14 protein-coding genes are annotated in these 24,772 nt (G+C 71.8%); 6 read left to right on the plus strand and 8 right to left on the minus strand.

Annotated features, from left to right (window positions below):
* Positions 1 to 242: 242 nt before the first annotated feature.
* Positions 243 to 989 carry a DsbA family protein gene (locus WME90_RS42110; RefSeq protein WP_437277734.1) on the plus strand — a complete coding sequence of 249 codons (747 nt, stop codon included), beginning with the start codon at positions 243 to 245 and terminating at the stop codon, positions 987 to 989.
* Positions 990 to 1,052: 63 nt separating this feature from the next.
* Complete coding sequence (locus WME90_RS42115) at positions 1,053 to 2,132, plus strand: hypothetical protein (protein ID WP_437277735.1); 1,080 nt, start codon at positions 1,053 to 1,055, stop codon at positions 2,130 to 2,132.
* 91 nt (positions 2,133 to 2,223) lie between these two features.
* Here WME90_RS42115 and WME90_RS42120 read toward each other — a convergent pair whose 3' ends face one another.
* Positions 2,224 to 3,153, minus strand: coding sequence for a LysR family transcriptional regulator (locus tag WME90_RS42120; RefSeq protein ID WP_437277736.1), 930 nt, complete (start codon positions 3,151 to 3,153; stop codon positions 2,224 to 2,226).
* A gap of 270 nt (positions 3,154 to 3,423) precedes the next feature.
* Positions 3,424 to 4,833: a glycoside hydrolase family 6 protein gene (locus tag WME90_RS42125; protein ID WP_437277737.1), complete on the minus strand. Its 1,410-nt coding sequence runs from the start codon at positions 4,831 to 4,833 to the stop codon at positions 3,424 to 3,426.
* 800 nt (positions 4,834 to 5,633) lie between these two features.
* On the opposite strand from WME90_RS42125, the gene WME90_RS42130 reads away from it, so the two are divergent.
* Positions 5,634 to 6,929 (plus strand): metallophosphoesterase, encoded by a 1,296-nt coding sequence (locus WME90_RS42130; RefSeq protein WP_437277738.1) that lies wholly within the window; start codon positions 5,634 to 5,636, stop codon positions 6,927 to 6,929.
* Positions 6,930 to 8,176: 1,247 nt separating this feature from the next.
* Here the strand turns inward: WME90_RS42130 and WME90_RS42135 are convergent.
* Positions 8,177 to 9,466, minus strand: coding sequence for an Hsp70 family protein (locus tag WME90_RS42135; protein WP_437277739.1), 1,290 nt, complete (start codon positions 9,464 to 9,466; stop codon positions 8,177 to 8,179).
* 137 nt (positions 9,467 to 9,603) lie between these two features.
* On the minus strand, positions 9,604 to 11,127 hold the full coding sequence (locus WME90_RS42140; RefSeq protein ID WP_437277740.1) for a serine/threonine-protein kinase: 1,524 nt from the start codon (positions 11,125 to 11,127) through the stop codon (positions 9,604 to 9,606).
* 551 nt (positions 11,128 to 11,678) lie between these two features.
* Between WME90_RS42140 and WME90_RS42145 the strand changes: the two genes are divergently transcribed.
* Positions 11,679 to 13,601, plus strand: a complete 1,923-nt coding sequence (locus WME90_RS42145; RefSeq protein ID WP_437277741.1) for a methionine--tRNA ligase — start codon at positions 11,679 to 11,681, stop codon at positions 13,599 to 13,601.
* 31 nt (positions 13,602 to 13,632) lie between these two features.
* On the opposite strand, the gene WME90_RS42150 is transcribed toward WME90_RS42145, so the two are convergent.
* Entirely contained in the window at positions 13,633 to 14,913 is a 1,281-nt protein-coding gene (locus WME90_RS42150) for a cellulase family glycosylhydrolase (RefSeq protein WP_437277742.1), read from the minus strand.
* A gap of 641 nt (positions 14,914 to 15,554) precedes the next feature.
* Here WME90_RS42150 and WME90_RS42155 point away from each other — a divergent pair.
* On the plus strand, positions 15,555 to 17,264 hold the full coding sequence (locus tag WME90_RS42155; protein WP_437277743.1) for an ABC transporter substrate-binding protein: 1,710 nt from the start codon (positions 15,555 to 15,557) through the stop codon (positions 17,262 to 17,264).
* A 73-nt stretch (positions 17,265 to 17,337) separates the two neighbouring features.
* Here WME90_RS42155 and WME90_RS42160 read toward each other — a convergent pair whose 3' ends face one another.
* The 3 genes from WME90_RS42160 to WME90_RS42170 form a co-directional block, all read right to left on the minus strand.
* Positions 17,338 to 19,041, minus strand: a complete 1,704-nt coding sequence (locus WME90_RS42160) for a hypothetical protein (protein WP_437277744.1) — start codon at positions 19,039 to 19,041, stop codon at positions 17,338 to 17,340.
* 186 nt (positions 19,042 to 19,227) lie between these two features.
* On the minus strand, positions 19,228 to 20,025 hold the full coding sequence (locus WME90_RS42165; protein ID WP_437277745.1) for a hypothetical protein: 798 nt from the start codon (positions 20,023 to 20,025) through the stop codon (positions 19,228 to 19,230).
* Positions 20,022 to 23,702: a hypothetical protein gene (locus WME90_RS42170; RefSeq protein WP_437283767.1), complete on the minus strand. Its 3,681-nt coding sequence runs from the start codon at positions 23,700 to 23,702 to the stop codon at positions 20,022 to 20,024. The genes WME90_RS42165 and WME90_RS42170 overlap by 4 nt, the downstream gene beginning before the upstream one ends.
* 211 nt (positions 23,703 to 23,913) lie before the next feature.
* On the opposite strand from WME90_RS42170, the gene WME90_RS42175 reads away from it, so the two are divergent.
* Positions 23,914 to 24,108 carry a hypothetical protein gene (locus WME90_RS42175; protein WP_437283768.1) on the plus strand — a complete coding sequence of 65 codons (195 nt, stop codon included), beginning with the start codon at positions 23,914 to 23,916 and terminating at the stop codon, positions 24,106 to 24,108.
* Positions 24,109 to 24,772 lie beyond the last annotated feature (664 nt).

The following is a 24,772-nucleotide window of genomic DNA, read 5'->3' on the forward strand; positions in this document are numbered from 1 at the left end:
CCGCCACGGAGGGAGGAACGCCGAGAGAGGACCTCCATGCGCTGGCCCCTTGCGGCGCTCTCGACGCTCGCCGGTGTCGCGCTTCGACCCGCACAGCCGCGCAGCCGCGCAGCCGCGCGGCGCCATGGAGAGGAGTCCTTCCTCGCCCGGAGGTCCTCACCCAACACGGTTTACCGAGATGCTCGTGAAAGCATCTCCGGCACGCGGCCCGTCGAGGTACGGTTCGTGCCGCATGCTCAAGAATGAATCCTGAGCTGTTCGAACGATACGCACTCGCTCATTCACGCAATTCACGCCCTGGCGCCGCGGCGCGGCGCGGCGCCCTGCTCGCCGCGCTCCTGCTCGGGATCTCGGCGTGCCACGACGCCGGCGAGGAGCCCGCGCAGGAGCCCACGGGCGCGATCAGCGGCGGGATTGACCTCTATTCCGGCATTCCCCAGGACGGCATCGTCCTCGGAGAGCCGAGCGCGCCGATCACGCTGGTGGAGTTCTCCGATCTCCGCTGCTCGCATTGCCGGGATTATGCTCTAGAGGTCCTGCCGGCGATCCTCGAACGCCATGTGAGGACGAAGCAGGTAAAGCTCGTATTCCGGAATCTCGCGTTCTTCGGGCCGAGCTCCGTGCAGGCCGCGCGCATGGCCGCCGCGGTCGGGATGCAGGGTCGGCTTTGGGATTTCGTCGACCGCTTCTTCCGGATCCAGGCGCGCGAGGGCGCGCCTATCACGGACGAGCTCCTGCTGCGCGCCGCCTCCGAGGTGCCGGGCGTGGACGCCGAGCAAGCGATGGCGCAGCGCGACAGCGCGGAGGTCGTGCAGCAGCTCGACGCCGCGCGGGCCGAGGCGGCAGCGCTCCAGATCCGGGGCGTGCCGGCGCTGTTCCTGAGCCGGGAGGGCGAATCGCCGCGCCGGCTCCGCCTGACCTCGATGTCGCCGGAGCCGATCTCCCAGGCGATCGAGCAGCTCCTGATCGAGCCGCGACCGCCCGGGTGACCCGCCGCGATCGCCGTGACGGGCGCCGGCTCCTCGCGCGCTTTTTGGTACGCTCGCGCGGGGATGACCGTATCACCGCTCGTGTTCCCTCCCCGCCCCCCCTCGCTGCGCGGCCGACGCCGCGAGCTCGCGACCCTCATGGCGACCGTGCGCGCGTCGCGCCCGACCCGCATCGCGCTCGTCGGCACCGGCGGCAGCGGCAAGTCGACGCTCGCGTGCGCGCTGGGGCATAAGCTCGCGCGCGAGCTCCCCGGCGGGATCCACTGGTTCCGGGTCGGCGCCTGGGACGCGCGCACGCTGCGCGGCATGCTGTCGCTCCGCTTCGGCGCGGGGCCGTCACCGTCGCGGGCCGCGCTGCGGGGCCGCCTGCGGGCGCTCGGGGAGATGCTCATCGTGCTCGACAACCACGAGCACGACCGCGCCGTCGCCGAGCTGCTCGACGACCTCCGCGGCGAGGCGGTGACCTGGGTCATCACGGCGCGGCGCTGCCTCGTGGCCGGCGTCTCGATCTTCCCGGTCATCGCGCCGCTCGTGACCTCGGGGCAGAGCCCCTTCCCCGCGGTCGCCTCGCTGACCCGCCTGCTGCGCTGGAACCCGGTCTCGCTGGAGCTCGCCAACGCCATCGTCGAGAGCGGCGCGGCCGACGTCGCCGAGCTCCACGGGTGGCTCGTGGCGGGCGGCGTCGATCGCGTGCGGGTCATCGATCACGAGGACGACCTGCCCGAGGTCGGCCTGCTCGTCGCGTGGGCCTTCCGCGGGCTCTCGCCGACGGCGCGGCGGATGCTCGCGGTGCTGGCGCACTCGAACGGCGACCACATCGACGAGGGCTCCCTCGCCGAGCTCGCGCGGGCCGGGCGGCGCGCCGGCGACGCGCTGGCCTCGCTGCGCCGCTTCCGGCTGGTGCAGGAGCCGTTCACGGGCCGCTTCGCGCTGCACGCGACGGTGCGGCACGCCGTGCTGAAGCGCACGCAGCTCGATCAGCGCCGCTTCTTCGAGCACTACATGGCGCTCCTCGAGCGCTCTCCGGAGCGGCTCGACCTCGAGCAGACCCACCTGTTCGCGGCCATGGACTACGCGCACGACACCGGGAGCGTCGCGGCGGCGCTCCGCGTGAACGATCTGCTGTCGCGACTCTCGCTCTGACGCCCGCGCGCGCGCCGGGGTGCGCGGCGAGCGCGCGCCCCTCCGGGCCCGCGCGCGCGCCTCGCCGGCGCGATCCCCGCGCGACCTCGGGTCACGGCGGCGCTTCCGGGCCCCCCACGTGCTGGCGGCAGAGCTCGACGAGGCGCTTCAGCACCCATTGCCCCGCGGGGCCCTGCACGAGGCCCGGCCTGTGGATCACGGCGAGCGGCAGGACGTGCTCGTCGTCTCCCCACGCCGCCGGCCAGATGCGGATCAGGCGCCCGGCGCCGAGGTCGTCGCGGATCATGTGCTCTGGCAGGTTCCCCCAGCCGAGCCCGGCGCACAGGAGCTCTCGCTTTGTCTGGAGATCCACGACGCGCCAGGTGCGCGGGGACAGGACGGCCTGCTCCGGCGAGCGCGCGCCGCCGCGCTCGCTCAGCACGATCTGCACGTGCTCGCGCAGCTGCTCGGTCGAGACGCGCGCGCCGCGCGGCTCTGCGGCGGCGAGCGGGTGTGTCCTGCCGACGACAGGCACCATGCGCACCGAGGTGAGGTGCTGGCGCTCGAGCCCCTGGGCCGTCGCCGTCGGCCCCACGACGCCGAGCTGGCACGTCCCCTCGAGGACCCGATCGGCGACGGCGGCCATGGTCTCGGTGTGGACGACGAGCTCCACGGTGGGGTAGACGCGCGCGAACTCGACGCAGAGATCGACGAGCGCGGACAGCGGAAAGATGGCGTCGACGCACAGCGAGACGAGCGGGTCGAGGCCGCCGGCGAGCCGCTGCGCCGTGCTGCTGAGCGCGTCCGCGTCGGCGCACACCCGCCGCGCGGCGCCGAGCAGGACGCGGCCGTGCTCGGTCAGCGCCGGGATCCTCGTCGACCTGTCCCAGAGGGCGACCCCGAGCTGGCTCTCCAGGTTGGCCATGGCGTGGCTCACGGCCGACTGGACGCGCCGGAGCTTCCTGGCCGCGGCCGAGAAGCTGCCCTCGTCGGCGACCGCGATGAACGTGCGCAGCTGTTCGAGCGTGATGGAGTCGTGCACCGCGCACCACCATGCCACGGCCCGCCGCGGCGCGGCCGCATGGCGGCCATCAAAGGCCGCGGGCCCTCTGTGCTGGGGATGATGTCGCTGAAAGCGGCGCGGCGGCCGGGGCAGGCGAGGAGCGTTTTTCCAAGGGGTCTACCCTCCAGCGGGCCGCGTCGTCCGCGGGAAGGTAGACCCCTTTTTCTCACGCTCCTCGCCTGCCCCGGCCGCCGGCCGCGCGCTCAGCCGAGCGCGCTCGTCACAGCCTGGAGCAGGCCGACCCGCCGATCAGAGCGGCGGGTTGGCGTTCTTCACGCACTCCACGAAGTAATCGTGGAACCAGACACCCGCCTGCGGCGCGCGCGTGTCCGCGTTCGGCATACCGCAGAACGAGTCATAGCGCGGCTCTCCCGCCTTGCCCACGCCGTCGGAGTCACCCGGCGGCTTGACCCACACGTAGGCGTCGAGGTTCGTCGCGCCACCCGGGCTGGCCTTGGGCCGCTGGCCCATGCCCGCGCCCTTGTTGTTGCACCAGTAGCCCCAGTCGTCCCGGATGTTGCCGACGCCGTTGCGGCTCGTGTCGATGATGAAGTGCTTGTCGCCGAGGCCCTCGGCCGAGAGCGCCGAGGCCATGGCATCGACGTAGTCGAGCTCGCCGTAGCAGGGATTGCTCTGCTGATCGTACTTCTCGGTGCTGTAGCTGAGCTGCGTGTAGTTCGCGACGTTGGTCGCGAAGCCGCGGACGTTGGCCGGGCTGCCGGCGGCCTTGATGACCTCGGCGAAGATCGCGGCGCCCTTCTTCTGGTTGTCAGGCCACCCGAGCCAGCCCGAGTGCGCCGCATCGATGTACTGGTACACGTGCGGCATGTTGAGCTCCTTGAGCGTGTGCGCGACGTTGTCCTTGTAGGACTGCCCCGTCACCTCGTCGCAGTTCTCCGTGCCCAGGTTCGTCGCGATGTTGGGGAGCGAGTCGGGCTCGATGACCGCGGCGATGCGCTGACCCGAGTGAGCGGCGAGGATCTGCTTGATCGGGGCGATGTACTCTTCACGGTACCGCTGGGTGCCGTTTTCATTGAGGTGGAGCTCGCCGTTCGACGCCTTGGCGTGGCAGTCGCGGTTCGGAAGGTCGTAGACGACGATGAGCGCCGTGACCGGCTTGCAAAGCTCGTTCTGGAGCTTGAGCGCCGCGTCGAGGTAGGCCGGGAGCTTGCTGACCGCCGAGATCGTGTCGAGCCAGAACGCGGTCTGGATCTCCTTGACCTTCTCCATCTTCGCCTTCAGGGCCGTATCCGTGACCATCGCGATCGACGAGTCGACCTTGGTCACGTAACCGGGGTCCACGAACAGCTCAGCGCCCGCGAACGGGTTGCCGTCCGGCGCCTTGATGTCGACCGCAGGAGAGCAGCTGCCGCCCGAAGCCGCGCTGGTCGTCGGGTCGACGTTGCCGCTGCTCGTCGTCGGGTCGACGTTGCCGCTGCTCGTCGTCGGGTCGACGTTGCCGCTGCTCGTCGTCGGGTCGACGTTGCCGCTGCTCGTCGGGGTGCCCGCGCCGCTGCCCGTCGGGGTGCCCGCGCCGCTGCCCGTCGGGGTGCCCGCGCCTGCGCCGCTGGTGTTGCCGCCCGTCCCCTCCGTCGTCGCATCACCGCCCCCGTCCGAGCACGCCGCGAGCGCGAGAATGACCGCAACCGACGTTGCCAACCCCAGCTGATGCGTCTTCCTTCTCAGCATATTAAGCCTCTCATTACTTCAATGAAGAAACCAGCCAATTCAACGCGTCAAATAGCGGGCCGAATTTAGACCACAGGCCTCTCTCGGGCAAGGACAAACGACGGCTATCCGAGGCCAGCACGCATGCGTCGTAGTGCGCCATGTAGGTATTTTTCCGCGCACGCTAGAACGACCGACGCCTTTCGACGCGCGTTAGGTGTGCGTTACTCGTGCGTTACTCGTGCGTTACTCGTGCGTGCGTCCTGCGTTCTACGCGCGTCCAGCCACGAGAAGCTGCGGGGATTCTGCAAGGGGAGAACGCGCCGGCGGCGGGGGCGAACGCCGTCCATCCAACGCAACGCGTAATCAGCGCGACTCCAGAGTTGCGAGCACGGCTGGGCCTGGATGTGACACGGCAGACTCATAGAAGGGTTTCAGTTCTATTTCCAACGTTGTCAGCGACGGCAAACTCCCACTCTCCGAGCCACAGCGCACACCAGGGCTCCTCGGAGCGCTGCGCCTGGCGTCATGCAAGGTGGCGACGCACGGCGCCATCGCGCGCGGCCGACGTCGAGAGGTGGAGTGCGCCGCTCGCCCGCGGCGCGCGCGTGGGCCTCTTCCCGGCCCGGCGCTCATGACGTGACAGCGAGGGAGATCGCACGCCACGCCCGCGTGTCGCGGAATGCGTCGCAGCGCGTTGCGCGTTGCCGACGCCGGGCCGTCCTGGAGCGCTCTCTGGCCGGCCGCCGCCGATCGGTTAGGCTTCCGTCCCCTTTCGTACAGAGCTTCCCATGCGTTTCCCCGCCTTCTGGCTGATCATCGTCGTCGTCCTCAGCGTCCTGGGCCTGTACGTGCATCGGCGCGCCTCCACGCTGCTCGGCCTGGGTGTGCGCGCCCGGCGCGCGCTCGCGTACCTGCTGGCCGCAGGGATCGTCGCCATGACGGTCGCGCGGCTCGGGCGCGGCGCGCTGCCCGACGGGGTGCTCCGCGGGATGGGGCTCGGCGGCAGCACGCTCTCGCTCGGCGTCCTGATCTCCGCGGTCCTGCTCGCCGTCGTGGACCTCGGCCGGCTGATCGCCCGGCTCGGAGGCGCCGCGCTCCAGCGCGCGACGGCGCCCGCACGGGCGGAAGGCGGGTCCAGCCCCGCTGCCGGCGCGGCGCCCCTCCCCGCGGAGGGCGGGGCGCGCGAGGACGGCGGCCCCACGGCCCTGCCGACCCCGCCGCCGATCGAGCTGCCGGCGCTCGCCCGCCGCGACTTCCTCGCGAACGGGGCCGCCGGCTCCGCCTTCCTCATCGGCGGCGGCAGCGCGCTATATGGCACGCTGGTCGGGAGACACGACTACACGATTGAAGAGGTCGCCATCCCGATACCGGGCCTGCCGCGCAGCCTCGACGGCTTCGCGATCGTGCAGCTGTCCGACATCCACCTCGGGGTGTTCGTCGGCGAGCCGGAGATGCGCGCCGCCGAGGATCTCGTGCGCAAGGCCCGCGGCGATCTCGTCGTGATGACGGGCGATCTCGTCGATTTCGATCCGAGGTACGCCGAGCACCTCGGGCGCCTCACGCGGAGGCTCGGCCCGCTCGCTCGGCACGGCGTCGCGGCGATCCCGGGCAACCACGACCATTACGCCGGCATCGACGCGGCGCTCGAGGCGCTGGAGCGCGGCGGCGCCCGGGTGCTGAGGAACCGCGGGAGCGTCGTGGGCGATGCCGGCGGCGCCTTCGCGCTGCTCGGCGTCGACGATGTGTGGGCGCGAGGGCGGGTCCCCGGCGGCGGCCCGGACCTCGGCCGGGCGCTCGCGGACGTGCCCCGCGATCTGCCGCGCGTGCTGCTCTGCCACAACCCCGTGTTCTTCCCGGATGCGGCCGGCGAGGTGGCCCTGCAGCTCAGCGGTCACACCCATGGAGGCCAGGTCAACCTCCTGGTGCGGCCGGGCGATCTGTTGCTCCCTCACGGCTATGTCGCCGGGCTCTACCAGCGTGGAAGCTCGCATCTCTATATCAACCGCGGCTTTGGCACCGCCGGACCGCCCGCCCGCGTCGGAGCGCCGCCCGAGGTGAGCCGCATCGTCCTCGTCGCCGCCTGACGCCACGCCGACGCCGTCGAGCTCGCACGACGCTTGGCGAGCAGGCGGACGAGCTCGGCGTCGATCTGCCGAGAGGCGCCGCGAGCTCCCGGGCGCTCGAGGATCTCCGGGATAGGCGTGTTGTCCGGTTCTTGATTCCCGTGCTGAGGGTGGTCACCCTCCGACGTGCGATGAGCGCATCCCGTGCGACCCGTACGACACGCGCGGTACGTGAGGCATCTGCGACACGTGCGACGCGCCGGCGCGCGCGGCCGGCCTCGGGCCCGCGAGCGCTCGTCCTCGGGATCGCGCTCGCGATCGGCGCCGAGGGGTGCGCGCGCGCGCCGCTCGCCGCTCCTCTCGGCCGTGTCGGCCGCAGCGATCCGCCCGCCACGCGGCAGGAGCATGCGCCGGAGAGCGCGCCTCGGCCTGCGCCGGAGCCTCCGCCGCCCGCGGACGAGCCTGCGCTCGTCGCGCTCGAGGTCCCGGACTTCGGCCCCGCGGTCGTCGTGACGCCGCGAGGGGACGGGCCGCGGCCCGTGCTCGTTGTCGCGCACGGCGCCGGCGATCGGCCGGAGTGGCACTGCGACATCTGGCGCGAGATCGTCCGAGGGGCCGGCTTCGTGCTCTGCCCGCGCGGCAAGCCGATCGACGTCCGGGCGCCGGACGATGGACGGATCTTCTACTACCCGGATCATCACGCGCTGAGCCGCGAGGTCGCCGCGGCGGTCTCGGCGCTGGCGGCGCGCTTCGGGGATCGGGTGGATCTCCGCGAGCCGATCTATGCGGGGTACTCGCAGGGGGCGATCATGGGCGCGCTGCTCTTGCCGGGGCACCCTGTCCGCTTCGCGCGGGCGGCGCTGATCGAGGGCGGATACGGCAGCTTCGACGAGTGGACGCCGGGCACCGCCCGGCGCTTTCACGGCGGCGGTGGGGCGCGGGTGCTGCTCGCGTGCGGGCGGGCCGACTGCGCGGCGCAGGCGCGCAGGACGCGGGAGGTGCTCGAGCGCGGCGGCGTCACGGCGCGCGTCGTCCACGCCGTGGGGGCCGGCCACAGCTACGGCGGCCTGATGGAGCGCGCGCTCCACGAGGCGTACCCGTGGGTCGTCGAGGGCGATCCCCGCTGGCTCGACGGCGGAGCCGCGGCGGCGAGCGGGGCCGCGTCGCCAGCGGGCGGGGCCGCGTCGCCAGCGGGCGGGGCCGCGTCGCCAGCGGGCGGGGCCGCGTCGAACGGCAGCGCCTCGCCGACCGGCGGGGCCGGCGCCCGCTCAGCAGGACGCGGCCGCGATGCTGCGCGCGCGCTCGGCCAGCCCCTGGACGACGGAGTGGAAGCTCCGCAGCTGCCTCACCTTGCCCTCGCCGAAGCGCCGCTCGATGCCGCGCCGGAGGACCGGCACCCTGGCGGTCCCGCCCGTGCAACACACGACGTCGATGTCGCCGAACGACAGGCCCGCGTCCGCCACCGTCCGGTCGAGCGCGCCGAGGATGGCGTCGATCTGCCGCTCGCTCGCGGCCTCGAGCTCCTCCCGGGTGATGCGCTCGCGGATGTGCATCGTGGGGTAATCGAAGCTGAACTCCGTGGCCGCCTCGCCGGACAGCGCGCACTTGCTGCGCTCGATCTCCTCGAAGAGCCGGAAAGCCAGCGAGTCCTCCACGAGGCAGAGCAGGTGGTCCATGCGCCGCCGATCCTCGGGGCCGAGGGACCACGCCTTCACGTCGCGGAGGAAGGCGAGGACATCGCGGTGCTGGAGCACGGTCATGTCGGCCGGTGAGCAGAGCTTCTCGACGATGGAGCGCGGCATGGTCAGCTGGTTCGAGCCGAGCGGGACGCGGTAGGTGACCTCCGCGCCGAAGTGGCGGGCGATCTTGTGGCGCATGAGGCTGCCGTCGAGCGCGTCGCCCGCCACAGAGACGCCGCCGAGCGACAGCACGTCGGACGGCGAGAACCCCTCCGGCCGCATCCGCACGATCGTGTAATCGGACGTCCCGCCGCCGAAGTCCGCGACGAGGACGACGGCCCCGCGGTCGAGCTCCAGGTGGAAGTCGTGCGCGGCGGCGACCGGCTCGGGGCAGAACGAGACCTCGCTGAAGCCCGCGATCCGCGCCGCCCGCCCGAGCCGCTCCTCGGCCAGGCGATCGTCCGCCGGATCGGTCGCGAACTTCGCCGGCCTGCCCAGCACCACCCGCGTGACGTCCGCGTCGAAGTGCCGGTTCGCCTGCTCGCGCATCTCCCGGAGGAAGCGGCCGATCAGGTCCTCGATGGTCACGAGCCGGTGCCCGATCTGCGTGCCGGAGAAGCTGCGGTCGGGGAGGTATTTCTTGATCGAGCGGATGAAGCGGCCCTGCATGCCGTTCGCGACGAAGTCGCTGATCGCCGCCGCTCCGCAGGAGAACCGCTCCTGCCCGAAGAACAAGAGGCTCCGGAGGACGGTCGGATCGGCCGCGGCGGCGTCGAGCGGGATGGGCGGGCAGGTCGCCTCCGCGCTGGCCGCCGAGAGCAGCGAGTTGGAAGTACCGAAATCGACGGCATACACCTCGGGCCTGAATCGTGCGGGCATGATCTCGCCTCCTCGTGGGGTGCTTCGCGAGCCCGCGGATCTCGCCGATCGAGCCACCTATTTACAAGCTATCGAATGCGTGAGAAAATGCTGACGGGCTCGCGGGATGGGCGGATTTTGCGGCCTCGCCCGCGCCGCTACGATACGCGGGTCACGCGACGCAGCGCCACGGCGAGCATGACGAGCGCGATAAGGGTCGGCAGGGCGATCACGCCGACGTCGATCCAGCCGAGCCAGTCGGCCGGGTCGAGCCCCAGCGCGGGGATCGGCAGCGCGAACGCGTTGTAGGCGGCGGCGCCGAGCGCGAGGGCGCCGCACGAGATGAACAGCCACACGAGCGCGCTCAGGAGGCCGCTGCCGAGGCGCTCCATGGCCGGCGCGCTCCGCCAGCGGCCGACGAGGACCCGGAGGGTGCCGACGAGGGCGAGGAACGCCAGCGCTCCCGCGGCGCCCGCGGCGATGAGGACGTGGCTCTCGCCGAGCGCCCGCCGATCGGTGATGCCGTAGACCCTGCGGAGGACCATCGCGGCGCTGGTGAAGACGGCCGCGCCCGCGGCGAGGCTCACCGCGATGGACAGCAGCGACGCGACGGGGCGAGCGCGCCGCGCCTTGCGCGTCACGTCGTCCGCGCTCTGGCCCTGGGCGTTCGGGATGACGACCGTGGCCCGCTCGTCGTTCGGGGCGCCGTCGGTCGCCGCGACGCCCACGCCGAGCGCCCGCGAGGGCGCGAGCGGATCCTGCAGATCGAAGTCCGCGAGCAGGCGATCGAGCTCCTGGGCGGACGGCGGACGGTCCTCGCGCGCCCGGGCCATGGCGCGCTGGATCAGCGCCTCGAGCCCCTCCGGGATGGTCTTGTCGATGTCGCGCGGGCGCCGCGGATCCTCGGTGAGCAGGCGGAGCATGGTCCGGGTCGGCTCCTCCTCGGGGAAGGGCCGCTCGCCGGTCAGCATGCGGTACAGCACGGCGCCGACCGCGTAGATGTCCGCGCGCGAGTCGACGTCGGCCGAGCCTCGCGCCTGCTCGGGCGCCATGTACTGGGGCGTGCCGACCACCGATCCGGTGCGCGTGAGGTCGGCGCCGTCGAGCACCTTGGCGACCCCGAAATCGAGGATCTTCACGTGGACGCTGCCCCCTTCGCGCCGGACGAGGAACAGGTTCGACGGCTTGAGATCGCGGTGGACGACGCCGGTCGCGTGGGCCGCGGCCAGGCCTCGGCAGACCTGGCGCGAGATCGTGATGGCGGTGGGGAGCGGCAGCTTGCCGACCTGGTCGAGGAGGCCGCCGAGGTCCTCGCCCTTGAGCAGCTCGGTCACCATGCACGGGCGCCCGTCCTTGAGGCGGACGACGTCGACGACGTCGATCACGTGCTCGTTGCCGACCCGCGCGATCGTCTGCGCCTCGCGCTCGAAGCGCGCCATCGCCTCCCGGTGGCTGGCGAAGTGCTCGTGCGGCACCTTGACGGCGAAGCGCTTCGGCAGGCGGATGTGCTCGGCGACATAGACGCGCCCCATGCCGCCCGCGCCGATGACGCCGGTGATGCAGAAGCTCCCCGCGAGCAGCTCGCCGACCATCGGGTCGGTCGCGGTCACGCCCTGGAGCTCCAGCGCGGTCGCGTCGATGGGGCAGACGAGGAAGTCGAGCGGGTACCGGACGCCGCACACGGGACAGCGTCGGGTGGGCCTCTCCGGGGGTACCTGCTGCCGTGCCTGGTCCGGGGCGGCTTGCCTGGCTAGGTCGGCCATCGACCGCGAGTCTAGACGAGAAGCGGGTTCCGGGCGCGACGGATCGCTCGGGCCTGGACTGACGCAGGGCGACGCCAGGGCGGCCCGCCGGCGCCGCGCGGCGCCCCGGCTGCGTCCGCGGCGCCTGCCGGCGTCACGCGGGCCTGGCTTGGAGGCCCTCCCGGCCAGGCCGCGTCGCATCGAACCCCACCCGCGGGGACCTGTCGCCTTCGTCGGCTGCGCGGATGGGCGAGTGGTCCCAGACCAGCGAGCGACCACCAGCGCCCCTGCCCCACGACACGCGCCGTGATCTGCGCGTGATCCGAGCGGGCCTGATCGCCGTGAAAGTGGAAGTCTTCAATAGACTCCTTCCTTTCCCTCTCTGGCTGACAAATCCTCTCATCGTTGGCATTTTCAACGACAGACGCGACGGAGGAAGCCAGAGGCGCGACCGTTGTGCGGATGGGCCCGCTGGGCTATATCGGCCTTCGATGGCATCTTATCACGGCGCCCCGACCGACGTCGCCTCGGTCCTTCGCCAGGTTCGCAGGCCCAGGCGGGCGGTCGTCACCGCAGGCATGCCCTACGCCAACGGCATGTTGCACCTTGGGCACCTCGCGGGAGCGCACGTCCCTGCGGACATCCACGCGCGGTGGCTGGGCCTGGTCATCGGCCGCCAGAACGTCCTGTTCGTCTGCGGTACCGACGATCACGGCTCCGCCAGCCAGATCGCGGCGCGGCAGGCGGGGGTGCCGATACGCGAGTTCATCGACGCCATCCACGAGAAGCAGCACGCGAGCCTCCGCCGATATGACATCGATCTCGACGTCTACTCGGGGACCTCGCGGCCCGAGTGCTTCCCGATCCAGCAGGAGCTCGCGCACCGTTTCCTGCGGCGCCTGCACGAGAACGGCCTGCTGGAAAAGCGCACGAGCAGCCAGTGGTTCGATCCGGAGCTCCAGTGCTTCCTCCCCGACCGCTTCGTGCGCGGGCGCTGCCCGAACCCGAAGTGCGACAACGAAGACGCGTACAGCGACGAGTGCGATCGCTGCGGTCACCAGCACTCGCCCACGGAGCTCGGCCATCCGCGCAGCGCGCTCAGCAGCGCCACGCCGGTGATGCGCGACACCGCGCACTGGTGGCTCGACATGTGGGTCGTATCCGAGACGCTGCGGGGGTGGATCCAGGGCAAGCAGGGCTCGTGGCGCCCGGCGGTGCTCGCGGACGTGCTGAACACGGTGATGCCGTCGCTCCGCTTCGAGGCCGACCTCGCCCCGACGTACAAGGAGATCAAGGCGACGCTGCCGAAGCACAAGGCCAAGTTCACGCAGGATCGCAAGGTCCTGCTGCAGCTCGGCAGCAAGCCGGAGATGGAAGAGGCCCGCGCCGCGCTGGCGCGCCACGGCGTCCCCAGCGAGCCCGTGGAGGACTGGGCCCACCGCGCCATCACCCGCGACGTCGCCTGGGGGCTCTCCTTACCGGTGGACATCGATCCGGAGCTGGCCGGCAAGACGCTCTATGTCTGGCCCGATTCGCTGATCGCGCCCATCGCGTTCTCGCAGGTCGCGCTCGCACGGCGAGGCGTCGATCCGGCCCGGTACGTGGACTTCTGGTGCGATCCCGAGGCGAGGATCTACCAGTTCCTCGGACAGGATAACGTCTTCTTCTACGTGCTCATGCAGGGCGCGATGTGGCTCGGCACGCAGCCGGATCCGCGCCGGCTGCCGGCGCCCGGCGAGCTGCAGCTCACCGACGTCCTCGGGTGCTTCCACCTGCTCGTCGGGGGCGAGAAGATGAGCAAGTCGCGCGGAAACTTCTTTACGGCCGATCAGCTCCTCGATGAGAAGGGGTATTCAGCGGACCAGATCCGGTATTACCTGGCGCTGCTCGGCCTGGCGGAGAAGCCGTCGAATTTCGATGTCGCCAAGCTCGACGAGCGCAACCGGTTCCTCGCCGGGCCGCTCAACGCGGCGTTCGAGCGGCCTATCTCGGCGGCGCACTCGAAATTCGATGGACGCGTGCCCCACGGCGCGCTGCTCGACAAGGTCGTCTCGGACACCGTGCGCATCGTCCAGCGCTATGTGCGCGCGATGGATCGCGCCGACTACCCGACGCTGCTCTTCGAGATCGAGAACTACGCGCGCGTCATCAACAGCCTCTTCGCGCAGTTCAAGCCGCACGACGATCGGCACCCGGAGGAGGGCCGTCGCGACGCCCTCTTCTCCTCGTTCTACGTGCTCAAGAACCTGATGATCATGCTCTACCCGTTCGTCCCGGCCACGATGGACCGGCTGCGCGAGTCGCTCCGCCTCCCGCCGGACGTCTTCCGCCTCGACGAGCTCGGCACCCCCATCCCCGCCGGGCACGCCATCGGCCCCAAGCAAGTCTACTTCGCGCCGGTGCCGGCAGAATAGCGGAGCGTAGTAGCGGGTGGTGTCGTCACGCCTACCTGCACGATCCGGTCTCGATCGAGCGCGGGCGCACCGAGGTCTTCTGGATGCTGTTCGGGTCGGTCACCGCGACCTCGCGACCCCAGCCGGTGAGCCCCGCGAAGGTGCCGTTTGTCGTCATGTCGAACGGTCCGTCGCTCTGACAGTCGCTGTTCTTGACAGCACCCCACGACCAGGCGAGCCACCCCACCTCGTGCTCGACGCTCTTGGCGAGGAGGGTCTTGTAATCGAACGGGTGCTTGCCGCACTCGTACACCGCGTGCTGCGCGAACTCGCCGACCATGAGCGGCAGGTTCAGCGCCACGGACTCCTCCAGCTCTCTCGTGATCGTGGCCCCGCTCCCGTCCGTCCACCACATGTGGACGCTGAGCAGGATGTTGGGGTCGTGCTTGACGAGCGCGGGGCCGACGGCCTGGAGCTGGTCGATGTTCTGCCCCCACTTGGAGGCGTCGATCACGAGCGGGACCGTGATGCCGGCGCCGCGCATCCGGGTGATGGCCTGTTTGTAGCCCGCCTCCCACGCCGCGTTGTCCACCTGGTCCCCGACCTCGTTGCCGATGTTGACAAGCAAATTCTGCTCGTGCTTCTTGATCACGGCGACGACGTCCGCCCTCGTCCAGTAGTCCACGAGGGTCGGCAGGAGATCCCATTTCCCCGTCGCGTCGTGCAGCTCGACGATCGGGATGACTTTCTGCGCGAGCGCGTTGGTGATGGCCTGATCGAGGCCCGCGGAGGACTCCGTGGCGAGCCAGACGATCCGCACCGCGTTGGCGCCGGTCTTCGCGATCTCCGCGAACTCCGGCAGGCCGTCGGGCCCCGACGACAGCCACACGACCATCTCGTTGATGCCCCGGAGCAGCACCTTCTCGCCGCAGCGATCGTAAAGGAAGCGGCCGCGCACCGAGAACCCCGGCGACTCCTCGCCACCCCCGCCTCCTGCGCCGCTGCCCGAGCTGGCGCCGCCCGCGCCCAACGTGGCGCCGCTGCCCGAGCTGGCGCCGCCCGCGCCCGACGTGGCGCCGCTGCCTGAGCTGGCGCCGTTGCCCGAGGTCACGCCGCTGCCCGAGGTGGCATCGCTGCCCGAGGTGGCGCCGCCGGCGCCAGACGTGACGTCGGTGGCCCCGCCGCCCGCGCCCGTCGCGCCCCCGCCCGCTCCGGTCGTCTCCTGCTCCGAGCCCTGCGGGTCGCCCGAGCCATCCACGCATCCCGCGGAGAGGCTCGACGCGATGAGGGCTGCTCCGGCCCAACCAGCCACCGATCCATGAAGAACGCTCATCGTGATCTCCTTCTGCCTCTCTCCGGATTGCACCTGGCGACGTACGGCTTCGACCACGCGTGAGCTCACGGCGACCCCTCCTCGTTGTGCAGGTCGACCAGAGCCCTGGCAGACCGCGCAGGACCGCGGATGGCGCGCAGATCACGCCCTGCGTGGCAAGGCCTGGGCGGGGCGCACGGCGAAGAGAGGACCTGTCCCGTGCGCGGGTTTAGAAGAAACTAAGAAACCAAGCACGCGATCGCGCAACCCGCGCGCACACTGCCCCTACGACGTGGCGGCGAGGCACGCGGGAAGCGCGGCAAGATAATCACTTAATCGGTTCATTGTCCAGCGCTTCGACGAGGGCGGCGGGGACTCGAGCACAGCGGGCATGGGGGCCGCGGGAGGCCAGGACTCCAGCCACAGGGGCGACGGACGACGACAACGGAACGCGCGACAACGGCCGCGCCCGTGCGTTGACTTCCAGTCGAATTAACCGGTAAAGTTCGTGCCGCGAGGTCGAGCGCGGCATGGGGGATCTCGTGCGGTCGCCCCTCGTTCTCTGTCTGCCGAGCTACGGCGCCGCGTGCTGTCACGGAGACTTGGCGTCGCGGGGGCCCGAGGTCGCCCGCGTGGAGAGGCTTATTATGAAGACTGGGCCGATGCCGCGTCGCATCTTCTTCCTGTCGGCGCTGGCGCTGTCCGCCAGCGCCGCCGCGGGCTGCTCTTCCAAGGAGAGGGCCGAGGCGGCGCGCGGCGCTCCGGAGGGGTCGGCGGCGCCCGCGCCGAAGCCGGCGGCGACGGGCGCGGCGATGGTCACGATCGCGAGGGAACAGCAGGCTTCGTGGGTGCGGAACTTCAACCCCCTGCTCTCCGAGGGGAGCGTGCGGTTCCCGACGCTCGCCGGCATCTACGAGCCGATGCTCATCTACAACACGATGAAAAACGAGTACACGCCGTGGCTCGCGGTGAGCCACGCGTGGAGCGACGGGAACAAGAAGCTCACGTTCGCGATCCGCCCGAAGGTCCGGTGGTCCGATGGCCAGCCGTTCTCCGCGAAGGACGTGGCGTTCACGTTCGGGCTCCTAAGGAAGCACCCGGCGCTCGATCTCTCGGGGGTCTGGAAGTTCATCGACACCGTGGCGGCGAAGGACGACGCGACGGTCGAGTTCACGTTGAAGCGGGCCTATGTCCCGGGGCTCAGCTACATCGGGCACCAGCCGATCGTGCCGGAGCACACGTGGAAGGACGTCGCCGACCCCGTCACGTACGCGAACGAGAACCCCGTGGCGACAGGGCCGTTCACCGAGGTGAAGGTCTTCCAGAACCAGGTCTACGAGCTCGGCCGGAACCCGAACTACTGGCAGGCGGGCAAGCCGGCCGTCGACGGGCTGCGCTTCCCCGCCTACCCCGGCAACGACCAGATCAGCCTGGCGCTCATGAACGGCGAGATCGACTGGGCGGGCGCCTTCGTCCCCGAAATCGAGAAGGTCTTCGTCGCCAAGGATCCGGCCAACCATCATTACTGGTTCCCGCTCGTCGGCGGCACGGCCACGCTGTATCCGAACACGACGAAGAAGCCGTTCGACGACGTGCGCGTGCGCAAGGCGATCAGCATGGGCATCGACCGGGAGCAGATCGTCAAGATCGCGGCGAACAACTACACGCACGGCGCGGACGCGACCGGGCTGGACGACTCCTACAATCGCTTCCGCAACGACAAGGCCGTGGCGGCGGGCGACTGGGTGAAGCTCGACGTGAACAGGGCGAACCAGCTCCTCGACGAGGCCGGTTATGCGAAGGGCGCGGACGGGATCCGGGCGAAGGACGGCAAGCCGATGCGCTTCGAGATCAACGTCGTCACCGGCTGGTCCGACTGGGTCCGCGCGGTCCAGATCATCGCGCAGAACCTGAAGCAGCTGGGCATCGACGCGTCGCTCAAGACGTACGACTTCAGCGCGTTCTTCGAGGCGCTCCAGAAGGGCACGTTCGACATGTCGATGGGCTGGACCACCGTGGAGCCCACGCCCTACAACTTCTACCGCGATCTCATGAGCGCGGATCTGCTGAAGCCGGTGGGCGAGACAGCCGCCCGCAACTGGCACCGCTTCGGCGCGAAGGAGGCCGATCCGCTGTTCCAGCAGTTCGAGGCCGCCACCGAGCCGGCCGAGCAGAAGCGCATCCTCGACGAGCTGCAGATGATCTTCGTGCAGGCCGCGCCGGTGATCCCGCTCTTCAAGAACCCGTCCTGGGGCGAGTACAACGGGAAGCGCTTCACCGGGTTCCCGACGCAGGAGAACCCGTACGCCAAGCTGACGCCGAACAACCCGCCGGAGTACCTGCTCGTCCTCACGGAGCTGAGGCCGAGGTGACTCGAGCGGCGTCGCCCGTCGCAGGATGAGCCGCGGCGGCATCCTCTCGCCGGGCCGCCTCGCTGGCCGCGCGTCACACCTCCTCGAGGTAGTGGAACTGCACGATCCGTCCGAGCCAGGGGACCCAGCCGGGGTTCACGTCGAGCGCAGCGGCGCGCACGCGGACGTCCGCCGCAGCAAGGGGGAACAGGACGTCGACGTGGGTGCGCGTGGCCACGACCCGGCCGGGGCGCCGGACGACCCGGCCAAGGGGGAGCCGGGCGACGCGGCGAAGCCAGAGCGAGACGGCCAGGCGCCAGGTCGCCGGCGCGCCCGCTGGGCGGCGGCTCAGCGCCTGCCACGTGGCCTCGCCGAACACGTGTCGCCACACCTCCGGCGGCTCGGCGGCAAGCTCGGGGAGCGGCTCGGCGGGCGGGTCGAAGACGGCGAGCGCCGGGTCGTCGGGGGAGACCCCGCACCACGCCCCGATGTGCGCCATCAGACGCACAGGGAACCCGCCCCGGAGCGCGGCAGGGTGGTCGCGGAGCCAGTCGGTGATGCCCAGCCGCATGAGGGGCCTGATCACGAGAGGCAGGCCGCCGGCGGCGGTGGCCATCGGCACGCCGTGCCAGAGCGGCTCGCGGCCCGATGAGCGGCCGCGGCGCGGCGCTGTCGCGCCCTCGCCGGCAGCCGGAGGAGAAGCGGCTACGGAGGGCGCAGCAACCGAGGGTGGCGCGGAAGGCCGCGTGGGCACAGCCGGCGCCGGAGATGCGGGTGAGACCGCGTCGCCGGGCTGGACGGCCGGCATGGCGGGACGTACAGGCTCCGCGCTCGGCGCAACGATGTCGGCGCTGGAGGCCGAGCCCGCCACGGGCGCGGCGTCCGGCGGGACGCCGGCCGCGCGCGGAGCCGCGACCTCCGCCTCGAGCTCCGGCTGCTCGGCCCGCGGCGCCTCGATCGGCGGCCGCGAGGCAGCAGCGTCGTCCGCCGGTTCTTCTGCCGCGCCGGCTTCGGGGAAATTCGCGGCCATCATGGCGAGCTGCGCGCCACGCGCCGAGAGCCTCGGGTCCGCGGCCAGCGACGGGCTCCCCGCGCACGCGGCGACCGCGGCCAGCCAGACGGCGCGAGCGTCGGCCGCGCCCCAGCGAGCGACCCACCTCCGCAACACCCTCGGCCACGGCGGCGCCAGGCGCGCGATCCCGCCCAGCGCGGGCGCGCCACGGACAAGCTCACGCACGACGGCCGGCGGCGCGCCCCAGTTGCAGCGGAGGAGCAAGGCCTCGCCGGTGCCGGGGCGGAGCGCGCCGCAGAGGGCGTCGAGGGCAGCCTCGCCCAGCTCGGCCGTCATCCGCACGACGGCGGCCGCGCCGGCCGGCGTGTCGAGCGCGCCCGCGAGCGTGACCTCCAGGGCCTTCGGCGCAGGGAGCGACGGCGTGTATCCACGCACGGCGAGGGGCCAGAACCACGCCGAGACGGCGGCTCCCGTCGCCACCCGCCGGGCCAGCAAGACGAAGGGCTCCACGTCGTCGTGGAAGTAGACGGCCCTGGCCGACGCCGCGCCGTCGGACTCGGCGTGGACCGCGGTCACGCGCAGGGCCTCGAAGCGGCGCTCGATCTCGACGGCGATCGCGGCCGGAGGGAGCGAGGGATCGATCGCGCCCAGAGAGAGGCGGCGCACGATGTAGAGGCGGCCGCGATCCGCGCCGGGGAGCGAGGCGGTGCGGAGCGCGTCCTCGACAAGGAGCGCCCCGCGCCGCACGGCGGCGTCGTCCGGGCCGTGGAGCCGGAGCAAACGCACCCGCCGCTCCGGTGTCACCGCGCCCCCCGGGAGAGCTGTTGATCTCGCGCGATCCGATTGCGCACGACGCCGAGCTCGGCGTTCTCCGCGGAGCCGATCGCTCGCGCCGTGGGCGCTGCCCCGCTCTGCACACGCCCCATGGACCTGCTCGCGCGCCTGATCGGCAAGCCGAAGCCGGCCACGCGATCAGCCGACCACGACGTCGCCGACCGCCGCGAGCAAGTCGCCGCCGACCATCGGCGTATAGCGGGTGCCGTTGTGCCCGGCGATACGGTTCTTGATCGCATACATGATCACCGTGAGCCAGGTGAGGAAGCGCAGGTCGACGCGATGACCGCGCCCGTCGACGTGAACGCTCGGCAGCGGTACGTGCGCGAGGCCGTACGCATCGGCGAGCGCGGCGACCGCGGCGGCCGGCTCGGTCCGCAGCGCAACCTGCAGCCGATCAGCGTCGCGGACACGCGCGGCTCCGGCTTCGACGCGCGCCATCTGCTCCGACGGCAACGCGACGATCATCCACTCGGGCACGCCGTAGGCGGCGACACCGTAGCGGAGATCGTGCGCCGTGCCGGTGAGTTCGCCTGTGATGCGCACATCGGCGCGCCACAGCACGCGATCGCCCCACGCCTGCTCGAACGCGCGCGCGGCTTCGAGGAACTCGATGACCGCGGCGGCGTGACTGACGTCGTCGAAGATCCCTTCGCAGAACATCGCGACCGCCGCGTGTGCGCGCTCGAGCCGTTCGCCGTAGGATAGCTCGCGCACCGCCCACCCTCGCGCAGCCGCAGATTCGGCCATTTCGGGCGCGCACGCGACGCGGTGGCCGGCGGTCGCCTTCTCGACCTCGGCCAGCGCTTCGGCCTCGCTCGCCGCGGCGACGCGCGCGACGACGCCGCGCCCGTCGGGCTGAGCGGCGGCGAAGGCGATCCGCTCGCCGTCGCGGGTCGGGCCACGACCGAGAGGCAGGACGATCAGCTCGCTCATAGCGTTCCTCCAAACAGGATGTCGATCACGAGTCGCCTCATCTCTTGACGCGTGCCGCCGCCGGGCATCTGGCGGGCGAGCTCCCACAGCAGCGCATGACGTCGCATCGCTTCGAGGATAGCGCGATTCCGCTGGATGACGGCCTGGGTCGTACCAGACAGAGGGAGCGGTCCACCGGCCTCAGCCCATCGCGGCGCTTCGCGCGCGCCGGTCGAGCCGCCCGCGTGTCGGGCGTCGCCTTCGGGACCCTTCGGCGCGAAGATGACCGCTTCGTCCGCGTGGACCGGGCCGCTGCCGGGACCGTTTTCGACGTGTGCGCGCATGCGCTCGATGACGGCGGGGTTGGTCGGGAACGCGTCGAGCCCCGCCGAGTGCGACGCCGGGATCACCTCCTGGAGCGCGTCGAGCGTCAGCAAACGGCCGCCGACGGTCCGTCCTTCGGTGACGCCGCTGAGCACCATCGCCAGATCGATCCATTGGGTGCGCGAACGCATGCCCTCCGTGGTGACCATCAGCCGCGACGTGCCGGGCAGCGCGCCGATGTCCTGCCCGAGCGTGCCGACCGGCCTTCCGGTCCTCGGACTGATCGTCGGGTTCTGGAGGATGTCGGGCTGGGTCCCGCGCTGGAGGAAGTCGATGAACATCCGCGCCGCGGCGGCATCGGCTTCGGCCGGCGAAGCGCCGAGGCGTTCGATGGCGATCCGACGCAGTCGCGTGACGATCATGCGGTAGTCACCGGGACCGCGAATGAAGAGATTCGTCTCGGATCGCGGTTGCTCGTGCACCCGCCATCCTGCGGTGTCGGTGCGACGCCCGACCTCTGTGTAGCGCCAGTCGCCCGGCGGGATGCCGCGCGCCGCGTCGCCCGCAAGATCGACGGCGGTCTCCGGGCGCGCAGGACTCGGGCGTTGCCGCAGATACGCGGCGATATCGGCACCGACTTCGGCCTTCGCGACCGCGTGCTCGCGCGGGCTGCCGGGGATCGGATCGGCCGGCGGCTGCGCACGCAGGCTCGGCGGTCCCGTGCGCGGCTCGATGCGTGGACCGGTCATGCGCTCGGCGAGCCGCAACAGCGCCTGGCCATACGCGCTCTCCGGACGGACGCTGCCGGCCAGGTGGCCGCGGTCCATGATGATCTGCACGTGGCCGGAGACCTCGGCGCTCGAGACCCCGAACGCCCTGGCGGTAGAGTCGACCTGGCGCAGGGTCGCGATCGTGTCGCCACCGGTGATCAGGCCTGTGCCGACAGCGCGATTGCTCTGGTTGCGCACGAACACGAGCTGCGCGTGCAGCTCGGCCGCGGCGCGCGCCTTGCCGCCGCTGCTCGGCATGGCCTCGATCTCGAGGAGGCGGCGCATCAGCCCGCCCGAGGCCAGCTCTTCGGCGAACATCAGGCGAAGCTCGCCGCAGCTCGAGCACACGATCACGCGGCCATCGCGCAGCACGCGCACGGTATGGCCCGCCGAGGTTTCGCGTCCGACCACGCCGGGCTCGATCTCGGGGGCATCGAAGTGCGAGCTGCGCTGCGACGCGTGTGGATCCTGCGCCGTCGGGGGCGGGATGTCGCCGGACGGCGGGGTCTCGCGCGGCGCGGCCGTCTCGTGCGGCGCGGCCGCCTCGTGCGGCGCGGCCGTCTCGTGCGGCGCGGCCGTCTCGTGCGGCGCGGCCGCCTCGTGCGGCGCGGCCACCTCGTGCGGCGCGGCCGTCTCGTGCGGCGCGGCCGTCTCGTGCGGCGCGGCCACCTCGTGCGGCGCGGCCGTCTCGTGCGGCGCACCGGGCGCGCGTCCCTCCGGGAAGCTGGCGTGGTAGGCGGCCGTCACCTCGTGCGGGATGGGGCGGCCAGTGCGACGGCTCATGGCCTGCCAGGTCCGGTAGGAGCTGCGCGCCGCGTAACGTTCGGCCAAGCCTTGGACGTGCTCCTGTACGCTGCCCAGGGCCCGGCCCAGGCGCGTGCGGCCGAGGCCGCCTAGCACGGCGGTTCCGGTGCGACCGACGGCACGGACCGCGGCGGCGGCGCGCGGCGCGCGGGCACCGGCCGAGCTCACCGCGCGGCCGAGGCCGCGCTCGGCAGCGGCGATGCCGCGTCCCGCGGCCGACGCCGCGCGACCGAGGCCGCGCTCGGCAGCGGCGATGCCACGTCCCACGGCGGACGCCGGGCGCCCGGCTTCGCGCGGCGCCACGTGCCCCGCTTCGTGCGGCGCTCTCGCGGCGCCGGCGTCGCCACCGCCGCGGGCACCGCGTGCGGCGTGCAAGAACGATGCGCCGGAGATGGCCCCCGACATCAGGAAGCCCTGCAGATCGAGATCGGTGAAGCTCGCGAGCCCCTTGCCCGCGACAGCGTTCATCACGACCTGCGAGGCGTACTCGCTGACCATGTCGAACGCGAGGGTGACCGTGAAGCGCGCGAGCGCTGTCGCGCCGGCTTGCCCGGCAGCGTTCACGAGCGCACCACCGAAGGCGCCGATGCCACCGCCGATGGCGCCGGTCAGCGCGCCGGTCCAGCCCGCGTGCCACAGCCCGCGGCCGGTGCTGCGCCGGCCGGCCAGCGCGTTGCCGACCAGGTAGCCGGCCATGCTCGAGAGCGCGCCGGCGATCGCGCCGACGATGATCCCGGTGATCACCGTCGCGAGCAAGCCGGCGCCGATCATCCCGCCGATCGCGGCCCCGATGACGGGGCCGAGCAGCACGCTGACCACGATCGCGATCAGGATGACCAGCAGGATCGTGACGACGGTCTCCCACGCCGGGCGCTCGTTCTGCGCCGCGACGCAGGCGTACTTGCGAATGTCGGCCGCGAGGCCGGGCTTGCGGTCTCCTCCCTGTGGGTCGACCCCACCCTGGATCTGCAGGTCGAAGCCGTTCCGCAGGCTCGTCTTCTGCTGGTCGATCCCGTCCCGGATCCCTTGGTTGAGCCGGATGTACCCGGAGATGACCGTCAAGAGCGCGCACACGAAGGTCCGCGATACCATCGTGGTGAGGCGCTCGATGGCGGTCGAGTGCTCGGTCCGAGCCTGGGTGAAGCCCTCCACCGCGCTGCTCGACGCCTGGCTCATCGCTTCGGCGAAGGCCTGCTTGAGCTGGCGGGCGGCGTCGCGCGCGGTCTCCACCTGCCGGTCGAGCGCACGCTGCGCGGTCCCGCGGCTCGCCTCGACGCCGTTCACGGCCGTGTCCAGCCCGGACCCCAGCCGCTCGCGGAGCTGGCCCAGCAGGGCCGTGATGCGGCCCTGGACACCGCGCATCGCCGCGCGCACCAGCTCTCGTCGAGGAGCTCTTGCCGCGCCGAGCACGGCGCGCAGCTGCGCCAGCGCGTCGGCGATCCCACGACCGGCCTGCGCGGCCCCCTTCAGCAGCTCACCGGCCACGCCGTGCGCGGCCGACTCCACCATCAGCCGCTGCAGATAGGCCGTGTCGCGCGCCGTCTGCCGCTGGGCGTGACGCTGCCGAGCGAGCTGGCGAAGCTGGTTCGCGAGCTGCGCGTCGACCGACGCGGCGCGCGCTTGCCGCTGAGCCGCCGCCGCGGCGAGCGCGCCCGTCATCACCTGTCCGAGCGTCTCGACAGCCTGCGTCGCACCCTGCTGGATGCCGTCCTGCGCGCCGAGCGACGAGCTGATGACCGTGGCGCAGTGACCGGCCCGCGCGCGCGCCAGCTGGCGCGCCTGAGCGGCAGCCTCGTTCACGAACCCGTCGCGGTAGCTCTTCGCGGTCTCCATCGCCGCGTTGGAGCGGGCATCCGCGCGCCGATCCGTCAGATAGCCGTCCAGGGCGCTGTCCCTCCGGTTGATGCGCCCGCGGTGGTACAGGCGCCAGTACGAGCGACCGAGGTTCATCGCCTCGCCGCCCTTGCTCGTTCCGACGCCGAGGAGCTCCGTTTGACCTCGCGAGATCAGGTTGCGCACGACGCCGAGCTCGGCGTTCTCCGCGGAGCCGATCGCCCGCGTCGTGCGCGCTGCCACGCTCTGCACGCGCCCCATCGCCGCCACGGTGGTCGTGACGGCGTGCACGACGCTCGCCACGTACTGCGCGTTGATCACCCCCTTCGCCGCGCGCGCGTCGCGATGGGCGGCCATCGTCGCGGCGCCATAGGCGGCGTCGATGTCATCGAGCGCGCGATCGCGCTTTGACTCGATGTCCGTTTTGACGCCGACGAGCGATGTCCCGAGCCTGCGAGGCACCTCCTGGTCGAGCTCGAACAGCGCATTGCGCGCCTCCGTGCTCATCTCGCGCAGCGAGCTCGATGCCACCTGCGCCGCTGCCTCGCGCGTCTCGCGGTCTCCTTCGGGGCCGAATCGGGCGTCCTCGGCGGTGGCGGCCAGCACCTCACCGCGGCTCGCTGCCATTGCGCCGCGCCCGGTGTGGAACGCGTCGATCGCTTCCGCGCGGCGAGCCGATGCCTCGCCCAGAGAAGCGCCCATCGCGTCGTCCTGAGCGGCAGCGCCACCCTCCCCTTCAGCGTCTACAGATGGACCGCCGGCACCGCCGCCGCCCTCGGCGGTTTGCGGTCCACCTCCGCCGCCTCCACCCTCGGCGGTTTGCGGTCCACCTCCGCCGCCTCCACCCTCGGCGGTTTGCGGTCCACCTCCGCCGCCGCCTCCAGTGGCCTGCGGTCCGCCTCCGCCTGCGCCACCGCCGCCCTGCGATTCGCAGCCCGGAGGAGCAGGGGGAGGTGGTGGAGCTTCGGCCTGCTGGCTTTGCTGCGCCTCCTCGGTGGTCGTGCTGCTGCTCTGGGTGTCGCCGTGGATCTCTGTGT

This window comes from Sorangium sp. So ce375 (genome assembly GCF_051473855.1).
Classification (GTDB): Bacteria; Myxococcota_A; Polyangia; order Polyangiales; family Polyangiaceae; genus Sorangium.

Excerpts from the sequence above, each read along its gene's own strand:
- WME90_RS42145 (WP_437277741.1), top strand. The coding sequence starts at position 11,679 with ATGGCATCTTATCACGGCGCCCCGACCGACGTCGCCTCGGTCCTTCGC.
- WME90_RS42165 (WP_437277745.1), bottom strand. The coding sequence starts at position 20,025 with ATGAGCGAGCTGATCGTCCTGCCTCTCGGTCGTGGCCCGACCCGCGAC.
- WME90_RS42130 (WP_437277738.1), top strand. The coding sequence starts at position 5,634 with ATGCGTTTCCCCGCCTTCTGGCTGATCATCGTCGTCGTCCTCAGCGTC.
- WME90_RS42155 (WP_437277743.1), top strand. The coding sequence starts at position 15,555 with ATGCCGCGTCGCATCTTCTTCCTGTCGGCGCTGGCGCTGTCCGCCAGC.
- WME90_RS42135 (WP_437277739.1), bottom strand. The coding sequence starts at position 9,466 with ATGCCCGCACGATTCAGGCCCGAGGTGTATGCCGTCGATTTCGGTACT.
- WME90_RS42115 (WP_437277735.1), top strand. The coding sequence starts at position 1,053 with ATGACCGTATCACCGCTCGTGTTCCCTCCCCGCCCCCCCTCGCTGCGC.
- WME90_RS42110 (WP_437277734.1), top strand. The coding sequence starts at position 243 with ATGAATCCTGAGCTGTTCGAACGATACGCACTCGCTCATTCACGCAAT.
- WME90_RS42150 (WP_437277742.1), bottom strand. The coding sequence starts at position 14,913 with ATGAGCGTTCTTCATGGATCGGTGGCTGGTTGGGCCGGAGCAGCCCTC.